Raw genomic sequence first — 19,468 nt, forward strand, 5'->3', positions numbered from 1 at the left:
GGTGGTCAGAGTATGTCCAGGTCAGACGCCGTTTGTCAAAGCTTTGTCTGAAGTGTGTCAAACCCTGGGACGACTGGTCGTGGCCGGGAGGTCATGGCGTCCTCGTCTCTGCTCAGTGAACGCCCGGGACCCGGTGGGTGTGCCCATCGCAGCCTGGGAGAACGCTGTGAGTTCGGCGCCGTCGCCCTCCTGGATGGGAGGGGCAGGGTTCAGCGCAGGAAGCCGAAGGTCAGGGCCATGGCGACGATGGCCAGGACGCCGGTCGCGGGGATCCACGCCCAGTGCACGCGCATCGGGTTCGGGCCGCGCAGCGACAGGGCGACCGGTGTGGGCGTGGGGTCGCTGTAGAGCGCGGACTCGACCGGGCCGGGCTCGTCGGCGACCGCCTCGGCCGGACCGCCGGCCGCGTGCCGGGCGTCGTAGCCGCCGCCGAGCCGCTCGAGGACGCGCTTGCCGATCTCGGCACCCGCCGCGGCCTCGGTGGCCGGGCCGACGTCGACGCCGCCCCCGACCGCGTCGTCCGCCCGGCCGGCGCCGATGGCGTCCTCGACCGCCAGCGCGTCGCCGGTGACCTCGGAGGCGAGCAGGTCGTCCAGGCCCGACGCGCTGCCCGACCCCTCGCCCAGCCGCTCCCCGAGTTCGCGGGCGCTGTGCGGACGGGCCGCGGGCGACTTCGCGAGGCACTGCTCCACCAGCGCCCGCAGCTCGCTGGGCACGTCGTCGGGGAGCGGCGGCGGCGGGTCGTTGACCTGGGCCAGTGCCGTGGCGACGGGGGTGTTCTTGTCGAAGGGCCGGTGGCCGGTGAGCATCTCGTGGGCGACGATGCCGAGGGCATACAGATCGGACGCGCCGGTGGCGGGCTCACCGAGCGCCTGCTCGGGGGAGAGGTAGTGCGGGGTGCCGACGATCTCACCGGTGAGGGTCTGGCCGGAGCCCTCCACGGCCCGGGCGATGCCGAAGTCGGTGAGCTTCACCGTGCCGTCGGGCTGGACGAGGATGTTCGCCGGCTTGACGTCGCGGTGGACGACGCCGGCCTCGTGCGCGGCGCCGAGGGCCAGGGCGGCCTGCCCCATGATGGACCGCACCCGGGCGGAGTCGAGCCGGCCCTCGCGCTGGACGAGCGCGGACAGCGGCTCGCCGGGCACGAGCTCCATGACGAGGTAGGCGAGCACGTCCTCCTCGCCGTAGTCGTAGACCGTCGCGATGTTCGGGTGGCTGAGGTTGGCCGTGTACAGCGCCTCGTCGCGGAAGCGCTGCGCGAAGACGGGCTCGCCGTCGATGGTCGGCCGCATGACCTTCACGGCCACCGTCCGGGCGAGGACGTCGTCCGTCGCCTCCCACACATCGCCCATGCCCCCCGACGCGACGCGGCGCTCCAGCGAGTAGCGACCGCCGAGGCGGAAGCCGTGCTCGAGCCGGTTCACCGGCGCGTTCCGTCCATCACACGGGAGACTGTAGCGAGCGCCGGGATGACCTGCAACGTTAAGGGTTTGTCAAAGGACGTGTCGAACGGTCGACATCGGTGTCGGACCAGCGCCCGCGGATCAGGGCAGACCGCGAACGCGGGCCTCCTCGGAGGGCAGCGGCTCCAGGTCGACGGCACGCCCTGAGATACCCGCCGACGCCCGTGCCGACGCGTCGGCCGCACGCCCGTCCGCGCGGTGCCGGCCCCCGCCCCGACGGCCGCCGGACCCGGTGTCGGACACCGCGGCCCGCCGGATGGCGCGGCTCTCCTCGATCTGCTCCTCGAGCTTCTCCTTGGCCTTGTCCGACTGCCGCGTGTCCCGCGGCGGCAGCTGGAGGTGCTTCTCGGCCCGCATGCCGGCCTCGAGCTCGCGCACCCGCTCCAGCTCGGTGTCGAGCTCGGCGCCGAGCAGCAGGGCGATGTTCGTCAGCCAGAGCCAGAGGAGGAAGACGATGATGCCGCCGAGCGAGCCGTAGGTCGTGTCGTACTTGCCGAAGGTGCCGACGTAGAAGCCGAACCCGACCGACGCGAGAATCCAGGTGAGGATGGCGAGGGCGGCGCCGGGGGAGACCCAGCGGAACCCGGGCTGGCGCACGTTCGGGGTGACGTAGTAGAGGACGGCGACCATCGCCATGACGACGACGAGGATGACCGGCCACTTGCCGACGTTCCACACCGTCTGGGCCTGCTGGCCCAGCCCGATGGTGTTGCCGATGGTGTCGACGAGCGGACCGCTGACCACCAGGCCGACGAGCACGACGGCGGCCATGACGACGAGCCCGAGCGTGACGAGGATGTTGACCGGCCGCAGCTTCCAGATGGGCCGGCCCTCGTCGATGCCGTAGATGCGGTTCATCGCGCGCCCGAAGGCACCGACGTAGCCGGAGGCCGAGAACAGCGCGGTCGCGAGGCCGATGACGAGCGTGAACCCGGCGGCCTGCGAGTTCACCATGCCCTCCAGCGGGCCCTCCAGCTGCTTGGCCACGTCGGCCTGGCCCAGCCGCCTGAGCATCGAGAGCATCTCGTCGACGATGGCCGGGCCCCGACCGACGACGCCCAGGACCGACACCAGCGCCAGCAGCCCCGGCGCGACCGACAGCACCGAGTAGTACGTGAGGGCGGCGGCGAGGTCGGTGCACTGGTCGCGCTGGAACTCGCTGACGGCGTACTTGAACGTCAGCTTCCAACCCCGCCGGGTGACGTCGTCCGGACCCTCGGCCTTGATCGGGCTGTCGGGGGCGGGAGCGGTGGCGGCGCGCTGCGCGGCCGATCCCTCCTGGGCCATCGGGTCCTCCTGGTGCGGACGCGGCGCTCGCCGGGTGTCGGGCCGGGTCCCGTCGGGCTCGGCGGGGCCTGGGTGGCGCCGTCCAACCTAGCCGCCACGAGCGCATCCGTGCAGGTCGGTGGTCCTGTGGGCCCTGCGCCGTCCCGCCTGACACACTGGCCGGATGACGAGTGACGGAGGACGCCGGCCGACGCCGCGGCGCCCCATGCACTTCGGCCCCGAGCAGCTGGAGGCGCACGGCGGCACGCTGCCCGGTCCCGCGGAGACGACGGAGGTCGCCCACCAGACGGCGGCGATCCTCGTCGGCGCCGGCCGCTCCGCCCACGACCCCGAGGTGACCTCGCGGCTCGTCGCGCTGGTCGACGACCTCGGGCTGTCGACCGTCGCCGACCTGTGGTCCGCCCGCCCGGCCCGCAGCCTGCCCGGCGCGCTGTGGCGCCTCTACGCCCTGCGAGAATGGGTGCGCCGCAGCCCGGAGGAGGCCAGCCGCGAGTACGCCGCCGGCATCCGCTTCACCGACGTCGCGCACGCCATCGCCGGCATCCCCGAGCCGCCCGAGCCCGAGGAGCTGCAGCGGGTGGCCGACCGGATCCTCGCCGGCGTCTTCGACGGCGACCTCGCCGTCGCGCTCGAGCGGGCGTCGGCGTTCTGCGCGGTCATCGCCGCCGGCCGCGCCGAGCTGGCCAACGACCGCGACGAGGCGGACCCGGACGGGGCCAGCGACCTCACCCGGACGGCGGCCGCCCTCCTCGCCACCGGCGAGGACCTGCGGGTCTGCGCCGGCCTGTGGCGCTCCGGCGACCTCGACTGAGCCGCCTCGAGCCCGCCCGGTCGGCCGTCGGGAACACCTACGGCGGGTGGAGGCGTTAGGGTCTTCTGTGGGTGCCGGACCGCGGCAGCCCCGGGTCCCAACATCAGCCGCTACGAGCGGCCACGCGCCGTGAGGCGCTCCCGGTCCGGCACCCGCATCACCCCCTCCCGTCGACGGCAGGCCGCGCTCTGCGCCGCCCGTCCGGGACCCACCTCGCGAGCCGGTCGTCGGCGTCGGCACGCCGCCCACGGCACGCCGGGGGGCCCGGATTGGCCTGTGGACAACCGACCGCGACCGTCCGGCGGCCCGTACCGTTGCGGGATGACAGGGGACCCGTCGCTCACCGATGTCGAGCTCCAGCGCGAGATCGACCTCGTCGGCGCCCTGGTCCTCGCGGCCGCGCAGAACGACGGGCCGATGACCCAGGACAGCATCGACGAGGTGCTCGGGGTCGACCCCGACGACGACGCCGCGGTGCCCGGGTCGGGCGGGACGTCCGGCCCCACCGGCTGAGCGACCGGCCCCGGCTGCTCCCGAGCCGAGGCACCGGGTCGTGCGGACCCCCCGGCGCGGGCGTCGTCGCAGGTCACCGGGGTGCCGACGGGCTGCTGACCCCGCCGTGCGCCGCCGGCCGGCTGCCCGGACCGCAGCCCCTCCGTGCGGGCCCTACGCTGGACCACGTTCGCCCCCAGGACGCACGATCCGGAGACCACCACGTGGGCTTTCGCCTCACCCCGCAGGACCCCTCGTTCTTCGAGCTGTTCACCGCCTCCGCGCGCCAGCTCGTCGAGGGGACCTCCGCGCTCACCTCGCTGCTCGGCGCGGACACCGCCGAGCGGCAGGCCGTCCTGGCCCGCATGCGCGACATCGAGTCCGCCTCCGACGACGTGACCCACGAGGTCGTCCGCCGCGTCAACGGCTCCTTCGTCACCCCTTTCGACCGCTCGGACATGCACGGCCTGGCCGTCCTGCTCCACCAGTGCGTCGACCTCGTCGGCACCGCCGTCGACCTGCTCGTCCTCTACCGCATCGACGAGGTGCCGCCGCGCGTCGTCAAGCAGGTCGAGCACCTGGGCCGGATGGCCGATGTCACCGCCGAGGCCATGCCCCGGCTGCGCACGATGAAGGACCTGGACGGCTACTGGGTCGAGATCACCCGGCTGGAGAACCGGGTCGGCAAGCAGAACCGCAAGATGCTCGCCGAGCTCTTCGACGCCAAGAAGCCGGACGTGCTCACCATCCTCAAGCTCAAAGACGTCCTCGCCGCGCTCGCGGCCGCCGCGGCCGGGATCGAGCAGGTGGCCCTCAAGGTCGAGGCGATCTCGGTCCGGGAGTCCTGACCCGTCGTGGAGTGGTGGACCACCGCCCTGGTCGTCGTGCTGGCCATGGGCTTCACCTACACCAACGGCTTCCACGACGCCGCGAACGCCATCGCCACCTCGGTGTCGACCCGGGCGCTCACGCCGCGGATCGCGCTGCTGCTCGCGGCGGTGATGAACCTCGTCGGCGCCTTCGCCGGGATGCGGGTGGCGGAGACGGTGGGCAGCGACATCGTCGCCGTGCCGACCGGCGGCCGCGGGTTCGTCCTGTGCATCGGCGCCCTGGTCGGCGCGACGGCCTGGAACCTCCTCACCTGGTGGCGAGGGATGCCCTCGTCGTCGACGCACGCCCTCATCGGCGGCCTCGGCGGCGCGGCGCTCACCGCCGGGGGCACGGTGAAGTGGACCTCGATCCGCGACTCGGTCGCGGTGCCGAGCGTGGTCTCGCCCGTGGTCGGGCTCGCGGGCGGCTTCCTGCTCGTCCTCGCCGCCTACTGGCTCTTCCGCCGCTCGTCCCCGAGCCGGACGACGCGCGGCTTCCGCTACGCGCAGACCGTGTCCGCGGCGGCCATGGCCTTCGGGCACGGGATGCAGGACGCGCCGAAGACCGCCGGCGTCGTCGCGCTGGCCCTCGTCGCCGGCGGGCACCAGGCGGCCGACGACACCTCCGTGCCCTGGTGGGTCATCGGCGTCGCCGCGGTCGTCCTGGCCGCCGGGACCTACGCGGGCGGCTGGCGGATCGTGCGGACCCTGGGCCGGCGGATCGTCCCCGTCGACGCCGCCCAGGGCTTCGCCGCCGAGACGACCGCGGCCTCCGTCCTCTACCTCGCGACCGCCACCGGCGCCCCGATCTCGACGACGCACACCGTCACCGCCGCCGTCACCGGTGCGGGCGTCGCCGGCTCGCCCAAGTCGGTGCGCTGGGGTGTCGTCCACTCGATCCTGCTGGCCTGGGTGCTGACCTTCCCCGGCGCCGGGCTGCTCGCGGCGCTGGTGTCGCTGCTGCTGCTGCCGCTGACCTGACCCCGTCGGGGTCGACCGGGGCGGGGCGATCCTGCGCGCCGAGGGGTCGTGACGCGCGGTACCGGCGCCCCCGGGTGCAGCGCGTCGCGACCCCTCGACCGGGGACGGCCCGCCGACGGCAGATCCGGATCAGCCGAAGCGGCCGGAGATGTAGTCCTCGGTGGCCTTCTGGCCGGGGTTGCTGAAGATCTTCTGGGTGTCGTCGTACTCGACGAGGTGCCCGGGCTCGCCGGTGGCCTTGAGGTTGAAGAACCCGGTCATGTCCGAGACGCGGGCCGCCTGCTGCATGTTGTGGGTGACGATGACGATCGTGTAGTCCGACTTCAGCTCGTTGATGAGGTCCTCGATGGCGAGGGTCGAGATCGGGTCCAGCGCCGAGCACGGCTCGTCCATGAGGACGACGTCGGGCTTGACGGCGATCGTCCGGGCGATGCACAGCCGCTGCTGCTGCCCGCCGGAGAGGCCGGACCCCGGCTTGTCGAGCCGGTCCTTGACCTCCTTCCACAGGTTCGCGCCCTTGAGCGAGCCCTCGACGAGGTCGTCCATCTCCGACTTCTTCATCCGGGTGCTGTTGAGCTTCACCCCGGCGACGACGTTGTCGTAGATCGACATCGTCGGGAACGGGTTCGGCCGCTGGAAGACCATGCCGACCCGCCGCCGCACGCCCACCGGGTCGACGCCCGGCGCGTAGAGGTCCTGGTCGTCGACCCGGACCTCGCCCGAGACACGCGCGCCGGGGATGACCTCGTGCATCCGGTTGAGGGTCCGCAGGAACGTCGACTTGCCGCAGCCGGACGGGCCGATGAGGGCGGTCACGGCGCGGGGCTCGATGACCATGTTGACGCCCTTCACGGCGAGGAAGTCGCCGTAGTAGATGTCGAGGTCCTTGACGTCGATGCGCTTGGCCACGGGGTTCCTGGTCCTTCGGGGGCTCGGGGGCTCGGGGGCTCGGGGGGTGGTGCTGGGCCGCGGCCGGTCAGCGGCCGGTCTTCGGCGCGAAGAGGCGGCTGACGAGGCGGGCGATGAGGTTGAGGGCCATGACGATGATGATGAGCGTCAGCGCGGCGGCCCAGGCGCGGTCGAGGTACGGCTCGCGCGGGATGCCCGGCTGCGCGTACTCGTAGTAGGAGAAGACCGGCAGCGTCGCCATGCGGCCCGAGAACGGGTTCAGGTTCGAGGAGGTCGTCGTGCCGACGGTGACGAGCAGCGGCGCGGTCTCGCCGATGATCCGGGCGACGGCCAGCGTGACGCCGGTGACGATGCCCGCGACGGAGGTCCGCAGCACGACCTTGACGATGGTCCGCCAGCGCGACACCCCGAGGGCGTAGGAGGCCTCGCGCAGCTCGTTGGGGACCAGGCGCAGCATCTCCTCGGTCGAGCGGACGACGACGGGGATCATCAGGACGCTCAGCGCGACGGCGCCGATGACGCCGGCCCGGGCGCCGGGGCCGAGGAAGAGCACGAAGAGCGCGACGGCGAAGAGGCCGGCGACGATCGAGGGGATGCCGGTCATCACGTCGACGAAGAAGGTCAGCACCTTGCCCAGGCGGCTTTCGCGGCTGTACTCGACGAGGTAGACGGCGGTGAGGATGCCGATGGGGACCGAGACGACGGTGGTCACCGCGGTGATGATGAGCGTCCCCATGATCGCCGCGTAGGCGCCGCCGCCCTCGCCGACCACGCCGCGCATCGAGTACGTGAAGAACTGCAGGTCGAAGCGCTTGTAGCCGTCGGAGACGACCTCGACGAGGACGGAGACGAGCGGCAGCAGCGCGAGCAGGAAGAACGTCGTGACGACGACGGTGACGAGGCGGTCGACCGCGTTGCGACGCCCCTCGACGAGCGCGCTGGCGGTGAAGATCGCCGCGCCGAAGAGCACCGCGGTCTCGAGCAGCAGCGCCACGGGGTTGGTCGACCAGACCGTGAGGCCGAGGGCGAGCACGATGGCGAAGGCGACGACGAGCATCGCGGGCGCGGCGTACCGCGGGAGGTTGGGGCGCAGCAGGGGCGTGTCGGCCACCGGCGACCGGTCGGGGCGGGACGGCCTCGGGGACTGCGTCTCGCGCTGGTCCGGGACGTCGAGGTCGATGTCGGGCATCAGTTGGCTCCGGAGAACTCGGCCCGGCGGGCGATGATCCACCGCGCGGCCATGTTGACGAGGAGGGTGATGAAGAACAGCACGAGGCCGGACGCGACGAGGGTGTTGACGTCCAGCCCGCTGGACTCGGGGAACTGCAGGGCGATGTCGGCGGCGATGGTGCCGGAGTTGGCGGTGCCGATGATGTCGAGGTGCACCCCGGCGGCGACGGACAGGATGATCGCGACGGCCATCGTCTCGCCGAGCGCGCGGCCGAGGCCGAGCATCGCGCCAGAGATGACGCCCGAGCGGCCGAAGGGGATGACGGCCATCCGGATCATCTCCCAGCGGGTGGCGCCGAGGGCCAGGGACGCCTCCTCGTGCAGCGTCGGCGTCTGGAGGAAGACCTCGCGGTTCACGGCGGTCATCACCGGCAGGATCATGATGGCGAGGACGACACCGACGACGAGCGTCGTGCGGCCGGACGCGCTCGGGTCCGGCCCGAAGAAGGGCAGGAAGCCGAGCCACTGCGAGAGCCAGGTGGCGACCGGCACCGACGCCGGCGCGACGACGTAGACCCCCCAGAGGCCGTAGATGATGCTCGGCACGGCGGCGAGCAGGTCGACGACGTAGCCGAGTGCCAGCGCGATCCGCCGGGGCGCGTAGTGGGTGATGAATAAGGCGATGCCCACCGACAGCGGCGTCGCGATGACGAGCGCGATGAGCGCCGTGAGGATCGTGCCGAACGCCAGCGGGTAGATGTAGGAGAACAGCCCCTCACCGCCGCGGACGTCCTCGGGGGCCGCGGTGAGCGCCGGCAGCGCCTGCCAGAGGAGGAACCCGGCGACCCCGGCCAGGACCACGAGGATGAGGACGCCGGCGCCGGTCGCCAGCCCGGCGAAGACGCGGTCGCCGTAGCGGGGGGTCTCGCGGGTCGTCGGGCGGTCGGCCGAGGTGGTGCTCACGGGCCTCTCCTTGGGGTGGGGACCGGGACCGTCGCGGGGTCCCGGGTGGTGCGCGGCGGCGCGGAGGCCGTCCTCTCGGGGACGACCTCCGCGCCGATGGTAGGTCAGCCCGCGGAGATGGCGTCGATCGCCTTCTTCGCGTTCTCCGTGGCGCTGTCGCTGATCGGGGCGCTGCCCGAGGCGTCCGCCGCGGCCTTCTGCCCGTCGGCGCTCACGGTGTAGGTGAGGTAGGCCTTGACGAGGTCGGCCGTCTCCTGGTCCTTGTACGTGCTGCAGGCCAGCGTGTAGGAGGCGAGGACGATCGGGTAGACGCCCTCGGAGGCGACGTCGCGCTTGATGTCGATGGCGAAGTCGTACTGGCCGCGGCCGGAGACCCGCTCGGACTCGTCGACGATCTTCGCGGCGGCCTCGGCGCTCGGGCCCTGGAAGGAGTCGCCGACCTTGATCTCGGCGACCCCGAGGTCACCGACCTGCGAGGCGTCGGCGTAGCCGATGTAGCCGTCGCCGGCGGTGATGGCCTGGACGACACCCTGGGTGCCCTTGGCGGACTCGCCGCCGGAGACCGGCCAGTTGCCGTCGGCCTCGTCGGTCCAGACCTTCGGGGCGACCGCGTGCAGGTACTCGGTGAAGTTCTCGGTGGTGCCGGACTCGTCGTTGCGGTGCACCGGGACGATGGTCGTGCCCGGCAGGTCGACGCCGTCGTTGAGGGCCTTGATCGCCGGGTCGTCCCAGGTCTTGATCTCGCCCTTCATGATCTTGGCGAGGGTGTCGGCGTCCAGCTTGAGGTTGTCGACGCCCTTGAGGTTGTAGGCGATGGCGATGGGCGAGACGTAGACCGGGTACTCGATGACGTCGCCGCACTCGGTCGGGACCTGGCCGAGCTCCTCGTCGGAGAGGTAGGCGTCCGAGCCGCCGAACTGGGTCGCGCCGGACAGGAACTGCTCGCGGCCACCGCCGGAGCCGATGGGGTCGTAGTTGACCGTGGCGTCGGGGTTGTCGCCCTCGAAGCCGGCCTTCCAGGTCTGCTGGGCGACCGTCTGGGTGCTGGCACCGGCGCCCGAGATGGTGCCGGAGACCGACGAGCCGCCGGCCGCGTCGGACGAGCCGGAGCCCGAGCCGGACCCGCCGGTGTTCTCGTTGGCGGCGCCGCAGGCGGCGACCGTCATGGACAGGGCGACCGCGGCGGAGACCGCCGACCACGCCGAAAGGCTGCGCTTCACGATGGGTTGGACCTCTCTGGGGTTCCGGGGCCACGCCGGTCCTCCTCGGGAGCACCCGGAGAGGACCCTCGTGGTCGTACGGCGGGAACGCTAGGGACGGTGGGTGACGCGGTGGCCCGTCGCGGGTGAACGCGGCGTGAACGGCACCCGAGCATTCCCCGACGGGACGGTCAGGCCCCGGGGACGCGGGGGACGGGTGGGGCCGGACGGGCCGCCGGGGCGTCGAGGAAGGGACCCGGCGCAGCAACCGAGCCGGCGGGGGACGACGCCCGCGGGGTCGGCGCCTCCGCCGGGCTCAGGGACGGTGACGCTCGACGGCGACGACCCGGGCGCGCGCCCCGGTGCCGGAGACGTGGCACACCAGCGCCTCGCCCTTGTCGAGCTTGTCGGCGCCGGCCCGCTCCAGCAGGGCGCGGTCGTCGGCGGCGGCGTCCGCCGCGTGCTGGCGCAGCACGTCGACGAGGGTCGGCATGAGCGGCCCGTGCGAGCACACCGCGACGGGGCGTCCCTTGGCCAGCGCCCGCTCCAGGTGGGCGACCGCGCGGGTGGGGTCGGCCTCGAAGCCCTCCTCGGACAGCCCGCGCTTGGTGCGCAGCCGGGCGTCGGAGGTGCGGACGTACGGCGCCACCGTCTGCACGCACCGGTCCGAGAGCGAGGAGACGACCCGGCGGACGCCGTAGGCGGCGAGCACGGGGGCGAGGGCCTTGGCGCGGAGCTGTCCGCCCTTGTCCAGCGGCCGGCAGGTGTCGTCGTCGCCGTCCCAGTCGCTGCGCGAGACCGCGTGGGCGTGCCGGACGAGCACGAGCGGCCACGTGTCGAGCGTCCCGGCCTGGTGCCGACGGACGAGGGCGAGCAGCTGGTCGCGGTCGCGGGCGTAGTCGAGGCGCTCGTGGGCGGCCCGGGGCTCGAGCCACACGACGTCGTCGATCTCGTTGACGAGCCGCCCGTCGCCGCCGACGACCGTGGCGGCCCAGTACCGCACGACCTTGACGTCGGGCCGCCCGTCCTTGCCGAGCAGCGTGTACCGGGACCCCGGCAGCGGCACCCCGAGGCGCACCCGCAGCCCGGTCTCCTCGTGGGTCTCGCGGCCGGCGGCGACGGCGAACTCCTCGCCGGGGTCGAGCTTGCCCTTGGCCCAGGACCAGTCGTCGTAGCGGGGGCGGTGGACGAGGGCGACCTGCAGCCCCGCGGCTCCCACGCGCCAGGGGAGCGTCCCCGCCGCGGGGATCGTCGTCGTCATCGGGGCCGGCCGGGGCTCAGCGCCGCCGGGCCTTGCGGCGCCGCTTGGCGTGCATCTCGATGAGCGCCGTCTGCAGGTCCGGCAGGGGCTGGCCGTCGGCGCCCACGTGGTGCCGGGTCCAGCGACCGTCGCCGGCGAGGGCCCAGTGCGAGTACTCGTCCCCGGCGCCGCGCTCCATGAGCGAGCGCAGGTCGGATACGTGCCTGTCGTCGGTGAGCCGCACCAGGGCCTCGACGCGACGGTCGAGGTTGCGGTGCATCATGTCGGCGCTGCCGATGTAGACGACCGGCTCGCCGCCGCCGCCGAAGAAGAAGACCCGGGAGTGCTCGAGGAAGCGGCCGAGCACCGAGCGGACCTCGACCGTCTCCGACAGCCCCTCGACGCCGGGCCGGATGGCGCAGATGCCGCGGACCCAGAGGACCACCCGCACCCCGGCGCGCGAGGCGCGGTACAGGGCGTCGATGACCTGCTCGTCGACGATGGAGTTGACCTTCCACATGATGAGCCCCGAGCCGGGCTCCTCGCGCTCGCGGTCGATCTCCTGGTCGATGTGGGCGACGAGGCCCGAGCGCACCGAGCGGGGCGCGACGAGCAGCCGCTTGAACTTGCTGCGCGGCGCGATGCCGGACAGCTGGTTGAACAGCCGCCCGAGGTCCTCGCCCACCTGCTGGTCGTCGGTGAGCAGGCCGAGGTCCTCGTAGAGGCGCGCCGTCTTCGGGTTGTAGTTGCCGGTGCCGACGTGGCAGTACCGGCGCATCCCCTCGGACTCCTGGCGGATGACGAGGCAGAGCTTGGCGTGCGTCTTCAGCCCGACGATGCCGTAGACGACGTGGACGCCCGCGTGCTCGAGCTTGCGGGCCCAGGAGATGTTGTTCTCCTCGTCGAAGCGGGCCTTGATCTCGACGACGGCGAGCACCTGCTTGCCGGCGGTCGCGGCGTCGATGAGGGCGTCGATGATCGGGCTGTCGCCGCTCGTGCGGTACAGGGTCTGCTTGATGGCGAGGACCTGCGGGTCGGCGGCCGCCTGCTCGAGGAAGGCCTGGACCGACGTCGAGAACGAGTCGTACGGGTGCTGCAGCAGGACGTCCTGCTTGCGGATGCTCGCGAAGATGTCCCGCGCCTTGGCCGACTCCGTGGGCGCGAGGTCGGGGTTGGTCCGGGCGACGAACGGCTCGTAGTGCAGCTCGGAGCGCTCGAGGTCGGCGATGACGTTGAGCGCGCGCAGGTCCAGCGGCGCCGGCAGCCGGTAGACCTCGGAGCCGGCCACCCCGAGCTCGCGGACGATGAGGTCCAGGACGTGGTCGTCCATGGCCTCCTCGACCTCGAGGCGCACCGGCGGGCCGAAGCGGCGCCGGGTCAGCTCGCGCTCCAGCGCGGTGAGGAGGTTCTCGTTGTCGTCCTCCTCCACCTCGAGGTCCTCGTTGCGGGTGACCCGGAAGGTGAAGTGCTCGCGCACGTCCATGCCCGGGAACAGCTGGTCGAGGTGGGCGGCGATGACGTCCTCGAGCGGGACGAACCGGGTGTCGTACATGTCGGCCAGCGGGGACTCGGCGGCTCCGGTCTCGACCCGCAGCAGCCGCGGCAGCATGGGCGGCACCTTGACGCGGGCGAAGTGCTCCTTGCCGGTCTTGGGGTTGACGAGGATGACGGCGAGGTTGAGCGACAGCCCGCTGATGTAGGGGAACGGGTGCGCCGGGTCGACGGCCAGCGGGGTGAGGACGGGGAAGAGGCGGTCGGCGAAGACGGTGCCCAGCCGCTCGTGCTCCTCCTCGGACAGCTCGTCCCAGCGGACGATGGTGATGCCCTCGTCCTCGAGCACCGGCCGGACGGTCTCGGCGTAGACCCGGGCGTGCATCGTCATCAGCTCGTGGGCGACGCCGGAGATCTGCTCGAGGACCTCGCGCGGCTCCAGGCCGGAGGCGGAGCGGACGGCGATGCCGGTGGCGATGCGGCGCTTGAGCCCGGCGACCCGGACCATGAAGAACTCGTCGAGGTTCTGCGCGAAGATCGCGAGGAAGCGGGCCCGCTCCAGCAGCGGGACGTCGGCGTCGGCGGCCAGCTGGAGCACGCGCTCGTTGAACTGCAGCCACGAGATCTCGCGGTCGAGGAACCGGTCGGCGGGCAGGCCGTCGTCGGCCTCCTCGGCGGGCTCCGGGGTCCGCATGAAGCGGCCGTTGGTGCCGCGCGGCTGCTGGTGGCGGGTCTCGCTGGCGGAGGCGCTGGCGATGGAGACCTCGCTGACGATGGCCGCCTCCGCGGACGCCTCGGCCGCGGCGTCCCGCGCGCTCGTGTCGTCCCGCTCCTCGACGTCCACCCCGGGTTCTGCCGTCATGCCACCCATCCTGTCAGGTCGCGGCGCGCGGTCCACCCGTGCCGATCACCGGAGTCGGGGGCCCGGGTGGCTGCCCCGGCGACCACCTCCGCACCAGACCCGGGAGGGGGCGGTCAGCGGACCGCCGCGCGGGCCACGCGCCCGCCCGAGCCCGCCGCCCAGCAGGACCCGTCGCGGGTGCAGTCGAGGGTGTGGAAGCCGGTGCTGCTCGCCCTGATCCAGGTGGCGCCGCCGTCGCCGCTCACGCTGACCCCGCCGACGGCACCGGACTCGCCGACGACGACCACGCCGGCCCGGGTGCCCGGCACCCAGGCGACGTCCTCCCCGAGGTGGGTGAGGTCACCGGCGTCGGTCCAGGTGCGGCCGCCGTCGCGGGTCGTCGCGACGACGTCGGTGCCGTCCGCCGGGGCGGCGAAGTCCCCGCCGACGACGATGCCGTGCCGCGGGGTGCGGAAGGCGATCCCGTCGACGCCCGCGGCCTCCCCGGCCGGCAGGCCGGTGTCGGCGGCCGTCCACGTGCGGCCGCGGTCGGTCGAGCGGAACACCCGGGCGTCGGCGCCGCCGGAGCCGAACCAGGCGACGTTCCCCCGCACGGTGAGGCACTCGCCGCTGGCCGAGAAGTTGTACTCGCCGGTGCTGTCGGGCATGCCGTCGGCCGGGAGCACCCGCCACGACGCGCCGCCGTCGTCGGTGGCCGCGATGCGGAAGCGCCCGTCGACGGGGTCGCTGACGGCCAGGCCGTGCCGGCCGCCGGGGAAGAAGGCCATGCAGTTGTAGAACGCCGACGGCTCGGTGCTGCGGAAGGTCTCGGTCCACGACGCGCCGCCGTCGGTGGTCCGGTAGACGCGCGACGCCTCGCCCTCGCCGATGGACAGCACCGACGCCGTGGTGGCACTCGTCGCCTCGACGTCGCGGAAGTTGAGGTCGGCGTTCGGCGGGGCGACGTCCTGCCAGGTCGCGCCGCCGTCGGTGGTCCGGAACACCCCGCCCGCGCCACCGGAGACGCTGCCGCCGGCCACCCACGCGGTGACGCGGTCGACGGCGTCCAGCCCGCGCAGGCTCTGGTCGGGGTCGGTGACCGTCGTGGTCCACACGAGGTCGGGGGCCCGCTGCCCCGGCGGGGCGGCGACGGCGACGGACGCGGCGAACGGCGCGGTGAGGGCCAGTGCGGCGAGGACGGTGAGCGGGCGGCGGAGGGAGCGGCGCATCCCGGCAGCCTGCTCCCGCCCCGCGCTCCTGTCCACCCGACCGGGGAGGGTCAGCGGGAGAGCGAGTACTGGACGTCGACGGCGGCGTCGGTGAAGCCGAACCGCTCGTAGGTCCGTTGGGCCCGCACGTTGTCGCCGTCGACGTAGAGCTCGACCTCGGCGAGCCCCCGCCGGGCCAGGTGGGCGACCCCGAGGGCGGTGAGGGGTCCGCCGAGGCCGTGCCCCTGCGCGGCCGGGTCGACGCCGACGGCGTAGACCTCGCCGCTGCCGTGCCGCGCGCCGGTCATCCCGGGCGCGTGGCTGGCGACGGCCTCGGGCTCGACCTTGGTCCAGTGGAAGGCGACGACGCGACCGCCACGCTCGAGCAGGAGGAGCCCGTCGGGGTCGAACCAGTCCTGGGCCATCCGCTCGCGCAGGTCGGCGAGGGTCAGCCGGCCCTGCTCGGGGTGGTCGGCGAAGGCGGCGGCGTTGAGCCGGACCCACGTCTCGTCGTCGGGGCCGGGCCGGAAGCCGCGGACCGTGTACCCGTCCGGCAGCGCGGGGTCCTGCGCGTCGGCGTCGGTGAGCGGGCGGGTCATCCGGTGCAGGCTCCGGGTGCGGGTGAGACCGCCGGCGGCGGCCAGGGCCTGCGCGGCGTCGAGGTCGCCGTGGGCCCAGACGCTGCGGGTGCCGTGGGCCAGGGCGGCGTCGAGCAGGGCGCGGCCGTGTCCGGCCCGGCGGGCGGGCGGGTCGACGACGAGCTCGGCGACGGCGTCGGCGGTGCCGGCCGAGGAGACCTGGCCGTACCCGACGAGCGTCCCGTCGCCGGAGCGGCGCAGGAGGTGGACGACGCCCTCCCGGGCCGGCCCGAGGGCCAGGGCGAAGGCCTCGGAGACCGCCGCCACCCCGTCCTCGTCGTGGGCCCGGCCCCAGAGGGCGCGGACGTCGGCCGCGAGGTCGTCGCCGACGGCGGTGAGCCGCTCGGTGGGCGCCATGGTCAGCCCTCGACCTCCTCGAGCTCCTCGGCGATCTCCGGGACGAAGCGGTAGCCGACGTTGCGGACGGTGCCGATGAGCAGCTCGTGCTCGACCCCGAGCTTCGCCCGCAGCCGGCGCACGTGGACGTCGACGGTGCGGGTGCCGCCGAAGTAGTCGTAGCCCCAGACCTCCTGGAGCAGCTGCGAGCGGGTGAAGACCCGGCCCGGGTGCTGCGCGAGGTACTTGAGCAGCTCGAACTCCTTGTACGTGAGGTCGAGGACCCGGCCCCGCAGCCGGACGGAGTACGTCGCCTCGTCGATGACGAGCGCGCCCGCGGTGATCGGCCCCTCCTCGGCCGGGCTCGCGTCGGTGCGTCGCCCGACGGCCAGCCGCAGCCGGGCCTCGACCTCGGCCGGGCCGGCGGTGTCGAGGAGGACGTCGTCGACGCCCCACTCGCTCGTGAGCCCCGCGAGGCCGCCCTCGGTGACGACGACGAGCAGCGGCGCGGACACCCCGGTGGTCGTGAGGACGCGGCACAGCGACTTGGCCATGGCGAGCTCGCGGCGCGCGTCGACGACCACGGCGTCGGCGTCCGGGGCGTCCACCAGCGCGGACGCCTCCGCGGGCAGGATGCGAACATGGTGGCTGAGGAGCCCGAGCGCCGGAAGGACCTCGGCGCTGGGCGCCAAGGTGTTCGTCAGCAGCAACAGGTGGGCCATAGGGGTCACAGGATAGGCGGTCATGGACACGCAGCAGGAAGCCGCGGGCGCCCGTGGGACCCAGGACGTCCCGGCGGCCACCGGCATCACCGTGCGCTACTGGGCGGGGGCCCGCGCCGCCGCGGGGGTCGACACCGAGCCGCACACGGGGCCGGTCACCGTCGACGCGCTGCGTGCGGCGATGACCTCGGCGCACCCGGAGCTGGCCACCGTGCTGCCGGTCTGCTCGGTGCTCGTCGACGGCCTCGCCGCCGACGGCGCGGACCCCGTGCCCGACGGTGCCGTCGTCGAGGTCCTCCCGCCCTTCGCCGGGGGCTGATGCGAGGATGCCGGACGTGGACGAGCAGGCGGCCCGCCCGGGGGGCTCCACCGGCGGCGCGGCGGAGACCCGGGCCGCGCGCCGCGCCCGGCGTGAGGCGAGGCTGCGCACGCCGCTCCTGCCGGAGATGGCCACCGTGCCGCGTCCGGTCGTCGTCGTCGCCACCGTCGTCCTCAGCCTGGCCGTCGTCCCCGCCGTCCGCACCGACCCCGTCGTCGTCGCCGGGGCCCTGGCCTGGGCCGGGCTCGTCCTCGCCTACGGCTGGCCGCGTCTGCTCGGCAGCTCGAGCCGGTTCGGGTCCTCGCTGGCCATCGGCGTCGCCGGGGTGCTGGCGCCGGTCGCCGCGGTGCTGCCCGACGGCCGTCCCGACCTCTCGCTCGTCCCCGTGGCGCTCGCCGTCGGCCTCCTGCTGATGTTCGGCCACCAGATCGTCCGCCGCGACGGCCGGCCCCGGCTCACCGAGTCCATCGGCATCACCGCCTTCGGCCTCGCCCTGGTCAGCGTGGGCACCACGTGGCTGCCGCTGACCCTCGACCAGCCCACCGCCGACCTCGCCGTCGCCGGGCTCGTGGCCCTGGCCGTCTCCTCGCTCACCGACCTCGCCGTCGGGATGCGGCGGCTGCGGGCCTGGCTGCTGCCGGTCGCGATGGTGCTCGGCGCGGCCTCGGCCATCGTCGCGGCGAGCGTGCTCGGGGCCCCGCGACCGGCCGCCGCCGCGCTCACCGGCCTGCTCGTCGCGGCCGTCTCCTTCGCGCTGCGGCGGGTGCTGTCGGTGCTGCCGCCCATCACCCGGGTGCCCGGCCAGCTCGCCTCGGCGGCGGCCGGGGTGCTCGTCCCGGGCGTCGTCGCCTACGGCGTCGCCCTCGCCTTCGTCGGCTGACGCCCCCGCCCGGTCGCGTCCCTAGACTGCGGGGCATGGTCTTCCAGCTCGACGCCACCCTGCACGAGGATCTCGCCCCGCTCGCCTGGCTCGTCGGCACCTGGGCCGGTGCCGGCGTCGTCGGCTACCCGACGATCGAGTCCGCGCGCTTCGGGCAGGAGGTCACCTGCAGCCACGACGGACGGCGCTTCCTGCGCTGGGAGTCGCGGACCTGGCTGCTGGACGAGGAGGGCACCCAGGTGCGCCCCCTGGCCACCGAGCTGGGGTTCTGGCGCCCGGTGACCCCCGCCGAGGACGGCACGAACGTCGAGCTGCTGCTCGCCCACCCCACCGGGTTCGTCGAGATGTACGCCGGCAAGGCCGAGTCGGCCAAGGTCGAGCTGCGCACCGACGGCGTCATGCGCAGCCCCGAGGCCAAGGAGTACACCGCGGCCCACCGCCTCTACGGCTACGTCGGGAGCAACCTCATGTGGGTCATGGACATGGCCGCCGTCGGGCAGTCGCTGCAGTCGCACCTGTCCGCGGAGCTCAAGCGGGTGGCCTGACCCTCGGCTGCGGTCCCACCGGCCGGGGCGTCAGGGCGTCTGGAAGACGTCGAGGTAGTCGTCCATCCGGTCCTTGCGCAGCGCCTCGCCGAGCAGGGCCATGCCCTTCTCGTCGACGACGTCGATGCTGCCGGCAACCGGGTCCATCGCGAAGCCGCTGAACGGCGCGGTGGCGAAGACGACGTCGTTGCCGCGGATGCCCTTGAGCTCGAGGGCGTAGTCCTTCATCTCGCCGATCGTCAGGTCCTGGTCGACGACGAGGTTCTTGGTCGCGGCGTTCGTGAACTTCGCGACCTTGATCGGGTTGGTCACCGTCTCCGAGCTCGTGGCCTTGAGCAGCAGCGCCTTGATGAACGCCAGCTGCCGGCGGCCGCGGGAGATGTCGCCCTCGCTCAGCTGGTAGCGCTCTCGGACGAAGCCCAGCGCCTGCGCGCCGTCCAGCTCGTTCCAGCCCTTCCGGATCGCCACGCCGCCGTTGCCGGTGGCGTCGTTGCCCTCCTCGGCGTAGACGCGCACGCCGCCGACGGCGTCGGTCATCCCCTCGAAACCGGCGAAGTCGGTCCGTGCGACGTGGTCGATCCGGATGCCGAGCATGTCCTGCAGCGTGCGGACGAGCAGCGGCTCGCCGCCGTAGGCGTAGGCGGCGTTGATCTTGTTCTTCCCGTACCCGGGGATGGGGACGTAGAGGTCGCGCGGGAAGTGGATCATCTGGATCGTCGTCGGGTCCTTGGGGATGTGGACGATGATGATGACGTCGGAGCGGCCGCGGTCGGTGGGTGTGCGGCCGTCGGTGCCGATGACGAGGAAGTTCGTGCCCGTCCCGGACGTCGGGATCGTCGAGCCGTCGGGGGCGGTGACCGGGTCCTGCTCCGGCGGGGGCAGCAGGTTCGCGCGTTGGACGTTGCGGTCGACGGTGACGCCGAGGAAGCCCGCGAACCCGACGACCGAGCCGATGACGAGGACGACGACGGCGAGCAGCACGACGAGGACCCGGCGGCGGCCCCGGCGGTCGCGGCGACCGCGGGAACGGTGGCGGGACTCGGGTCGGTCCTCGAGCCCGAGGGCGTCCAGTCCCCCGTCGGTGCGCTGGTCGGTCACCGTGCC

19 protein-coding genes are annotated in these 19,468 nt (G+C 73.6%); 7 read left to right on the top strand and 12 right to left on the bottom strand.

The features are described from left to right. Positions 1–209: 209 nt before the first annotated feature. Positions 210–1,424, bottom strand: a complete 1,215-nt coding sequence (locus EPD83_RS00940; RefSeq protein ID WP_235950273.1) for a serine/threonine-protein kinase — start codon at positions 1,422–1,424, stop codon at positions 210–212. 120 nt (positions 1,425–1,544) lie between these two features. After that, positions 1,545–2,750, bottom strand: coding sequence for a YihY/virulence factor BrkB family protein (locus EPD83_RS00945; RefSeq protein WP_205859359.1), 1,206 nt, complete (start codon positions 2,748–2,750; stop codon positions 1,545–1,547). Positions 2,751–2,913: 163 nt separating this feature from the next. Between EPD83_RS00945 and EPD83_RS00950 the strand changes: the two genes are divergently transcribed. The 4 genes from EPD83_RS00950 to EPD83_RS00965 all read left to right on the top strand — a co-directional run bounded on the left by EPD83_RS00950 (position 2,914) and on the right by EPD83_RS00965 (position 5,903). Next, positions 2,914–3,561, top strand: a complete 648-nt coding sequence (locus EPD83_RS00950; RefSeq protein ID WP_128364973.1) for a hypothetical protein — start codon at positions 2,914–2,916, stop codon at positions 3,559–3,561. Positions 3,562–3,882: 321 nt separating this feature from the next. Then, the gene (locus EPD83_RS00955) at positions 3,883–4,074 is read left to right on the top strand and encodes a hypothetical protein (protein WP_128364972.1); all 192 of its coding nucleotides are present in this window, start codon (positions 3,883–3,885) and stop codon (positions 4,072–4,074) included. 203 nt (positions 4,075–4,277) lie between these two features. Then, entirely contained in the window at positions 4,278–4,901 is a 624-nt protein-coding gene (locus EPD83_RS00960; protein ID WP_128364970.1) for a DUF47 domain-containing protein, read from the top strand. Between the two features lie 6 nt (positions 4,902–4,907). After that, positions 4,908–5,903 carry an inorganic phosphate transporter gene (locus EPD83_RS00965; protein WP_322095760.1) on the top strand — a complete coding sequence of 332 codons (996 nt, stop codon included), beginning with the start codon at positions 4,908–4,910 and terminating at the stop codon, positions 5,901–5,903. Between the two features lie 129 nt (positions 5,904–6,032). On the opposite strand, the gene pstB is transcribed toward EPD83_RS00965, so the two are convergent. The 9 genes from pstB to EPD83_RS01010 all read right to left on the bottom strand — a co-directional run bounded on the left by pstB (position 6,033) and on the right by EPD83_RS01010 (position 16,620). Further along, the gene (gene pstB, locus EPD83_RS00970; protein ID WP_128364968.1) at positions 6,033–6,812 is read right to left on the bottom strand and encodes a phosphate ABC transporter ATP-binding protein PstB; all 780 of its coding nucleotides are present in this window, start codon (positions 6,810–6,812) and stop codon (positions 6,033–6,035) included. 67 nt (positions 6,813–6,879) lie between these two features. Further along, positions 6,880–8,001 carry a phosphate ABC transporter permease PstA gene (pstA, locus tag EPD83_RS00975; protein ID WP_128364967.1) on the bottom strand — a complete coding sequence of 374 codons (1,122 nt, stop codon included), beginning with the start codon at positions 7,999–8,001 and terminating at the stop codon, positions 6,880–6,882. Beyond that, positions 8,001–8,945 carry a phosphate ABC transporter permease subunit PstC gene (gene pstC / locus EPD83_RS00980; RefSeq protein WP_128364965.1) on the bottom strand — a complete coding sequence of 315 codons (945 nt, stop codon included), beginning with the start codon at positions 8,943–8,945 and terminating at the stop codon, positions 8,001–8,003. The genes pstA and pstC overlap by 1 nt, the downstream gene beginning before the upstream one ends. A 104-nt stretch (positions 8,946–9,049) precedes the next feature. Continuing rightward, on the bottom strand, positions 9,050–10,165 hold the full coding sequence (gene pstS / locus EPD83_RS00985; protein WP_235950274.1) for a phosphate ABC transporter substrate-binding protein PstS: 1,116 nt from the start codon (positions 10,163–10,165) through the stop codon (positions 9,050–9,052). A gap of 295 nt (positions 10,166–10,460) precedes the next feature. Continuing rightward, positions 10,461–11,405: an NUDIX hydrolase gene (locus EPD83_RS00990; RefSeq protein WP_128364964.1), complete on the bottom strand. Its 945-nt coding sequence runs from the start codon at positions 11,403–11,405 to the stop codon at positions 10,461–10,463. 16 nt (positions 11,406–11,421) lie between these two features. Beyond that, complete coding sequence (locus EPD83_RS00995) at positions 11,422–13,746, bottom strand: RNA degradosome polyphosphate kinase (RefSeq protein ID WP_407676006.1); 2,325 nt, start codon at positions 13,744–13,746, stop codon at positions 11,422–11,424. A 104-nt stretch (positions 13,747–13,850) separates the two neighbouring features. After that, a complete protein-coding gene (locus EPD83_RS01000; RefSeq protein ID WP_128364961.1) occupies positions 13,851–14,945 on the bottom strand; it encodes a WD40/YVTN/BNR-like repeat-containing protein in 1,095 nt (364 codons plus the stop codon). 50 nt (positions 14,946–14,995) lie between these two features. Continuing rightward, positions 14,996–15,919 (bottom strand): mycothiol synthase, encoded by a 924-nt coding sequence (mshD, locus tag EPD83_RS01005; protein WP_128364959.1) that lies wholly within the window; start codon positions 15,917–15,919, stop codon positions 14,996–14,998. Positions 15,920–15,921: 2 nt separating this feature from the next. Beyond that, the gene (locus EPD83_RS01010) at positions 15,922–16,620 is read right to left on the bottom strand and encodes a winged helix-turn-helix transcriptional regulator (protein ID WP_128364957.1); all 699 of its coding nucleotides are present in this window, start codon (positions 16,618–16,620) and stop codon (positions 15,922–15,924) included. A gap of 22 nt (positions 16,621–16,642) precedes the next feature. Between EPD83_RS01010 and EPD83_RS01015 the strand changes: the two genes are divergently transcribed. The 3 genes from EPD83_RS01015 to EPD83_RS01025 are packed head-to-tail and all read left to right on the top strand — an operon-like array spanning position 16,643 to position 18,364. Next, complete coding sequence (locus tag EPD83_RS01015; RefSeq protein ID WP_128364956.1) at positions 16,643–16,939, top strand: MoaD/ThiS family protein; 297 nt, start codon at positions 16,643–16,645, stop codon at positions 16,937–16,939. A 16-nt stretch (positions 16,940–16,955) separates the two neighbouring features. Further along, positions 16,956–17,819: a hypothetical protein gene (locus tag EPD83_RS01020; RefSeq protein WP_128364954.1), complete on the top strand. Its 864-nt coding sequence runs from the start codon at positions 16,956–16,958 to the stop codon at positions 17,817–17,819. Positions 17,820–17,854: 35 nt separating this feature from the next. Next, positions 17,855–18,364: an FABP family protein gene (locus EPD83_RS01025; protein WP_128364953.1), complete on the top strand. Its 510-nt coding sequence runs from the start codon at positions 17,855–17,857 to the stop codon at positions 18,362–18,364. A 30-nt stretch (positions 18,365–18,394) separates the two neighbouring features. Here the strand turns inward: EPD83_RS01025 and EPD83_RS01030 are convergent, their stop codons facing one another. Continuing rightward, positions 18,395–19,462, bottom strand: a complete 1,068-nt coding sequence (locus EPD83_RS01030; protein WP_235950275.1) for an LCP family protein — start codon at positions 19,460–19,462, stop codon at positions 18,395–18,397. Positions 19,463–19,468 lie beyond the last annotated feature (6 nt).

Source organism: Phycicoccus flavus (assembly GCF_004025965.2).
Taxonomy (GTDB): domain Bacteria; phylum Actinomycetota; class Actinomycetes; order Actinomycetales; family Dermatophilaceae; genus Phycicoccus; species Phycicoccus flavus.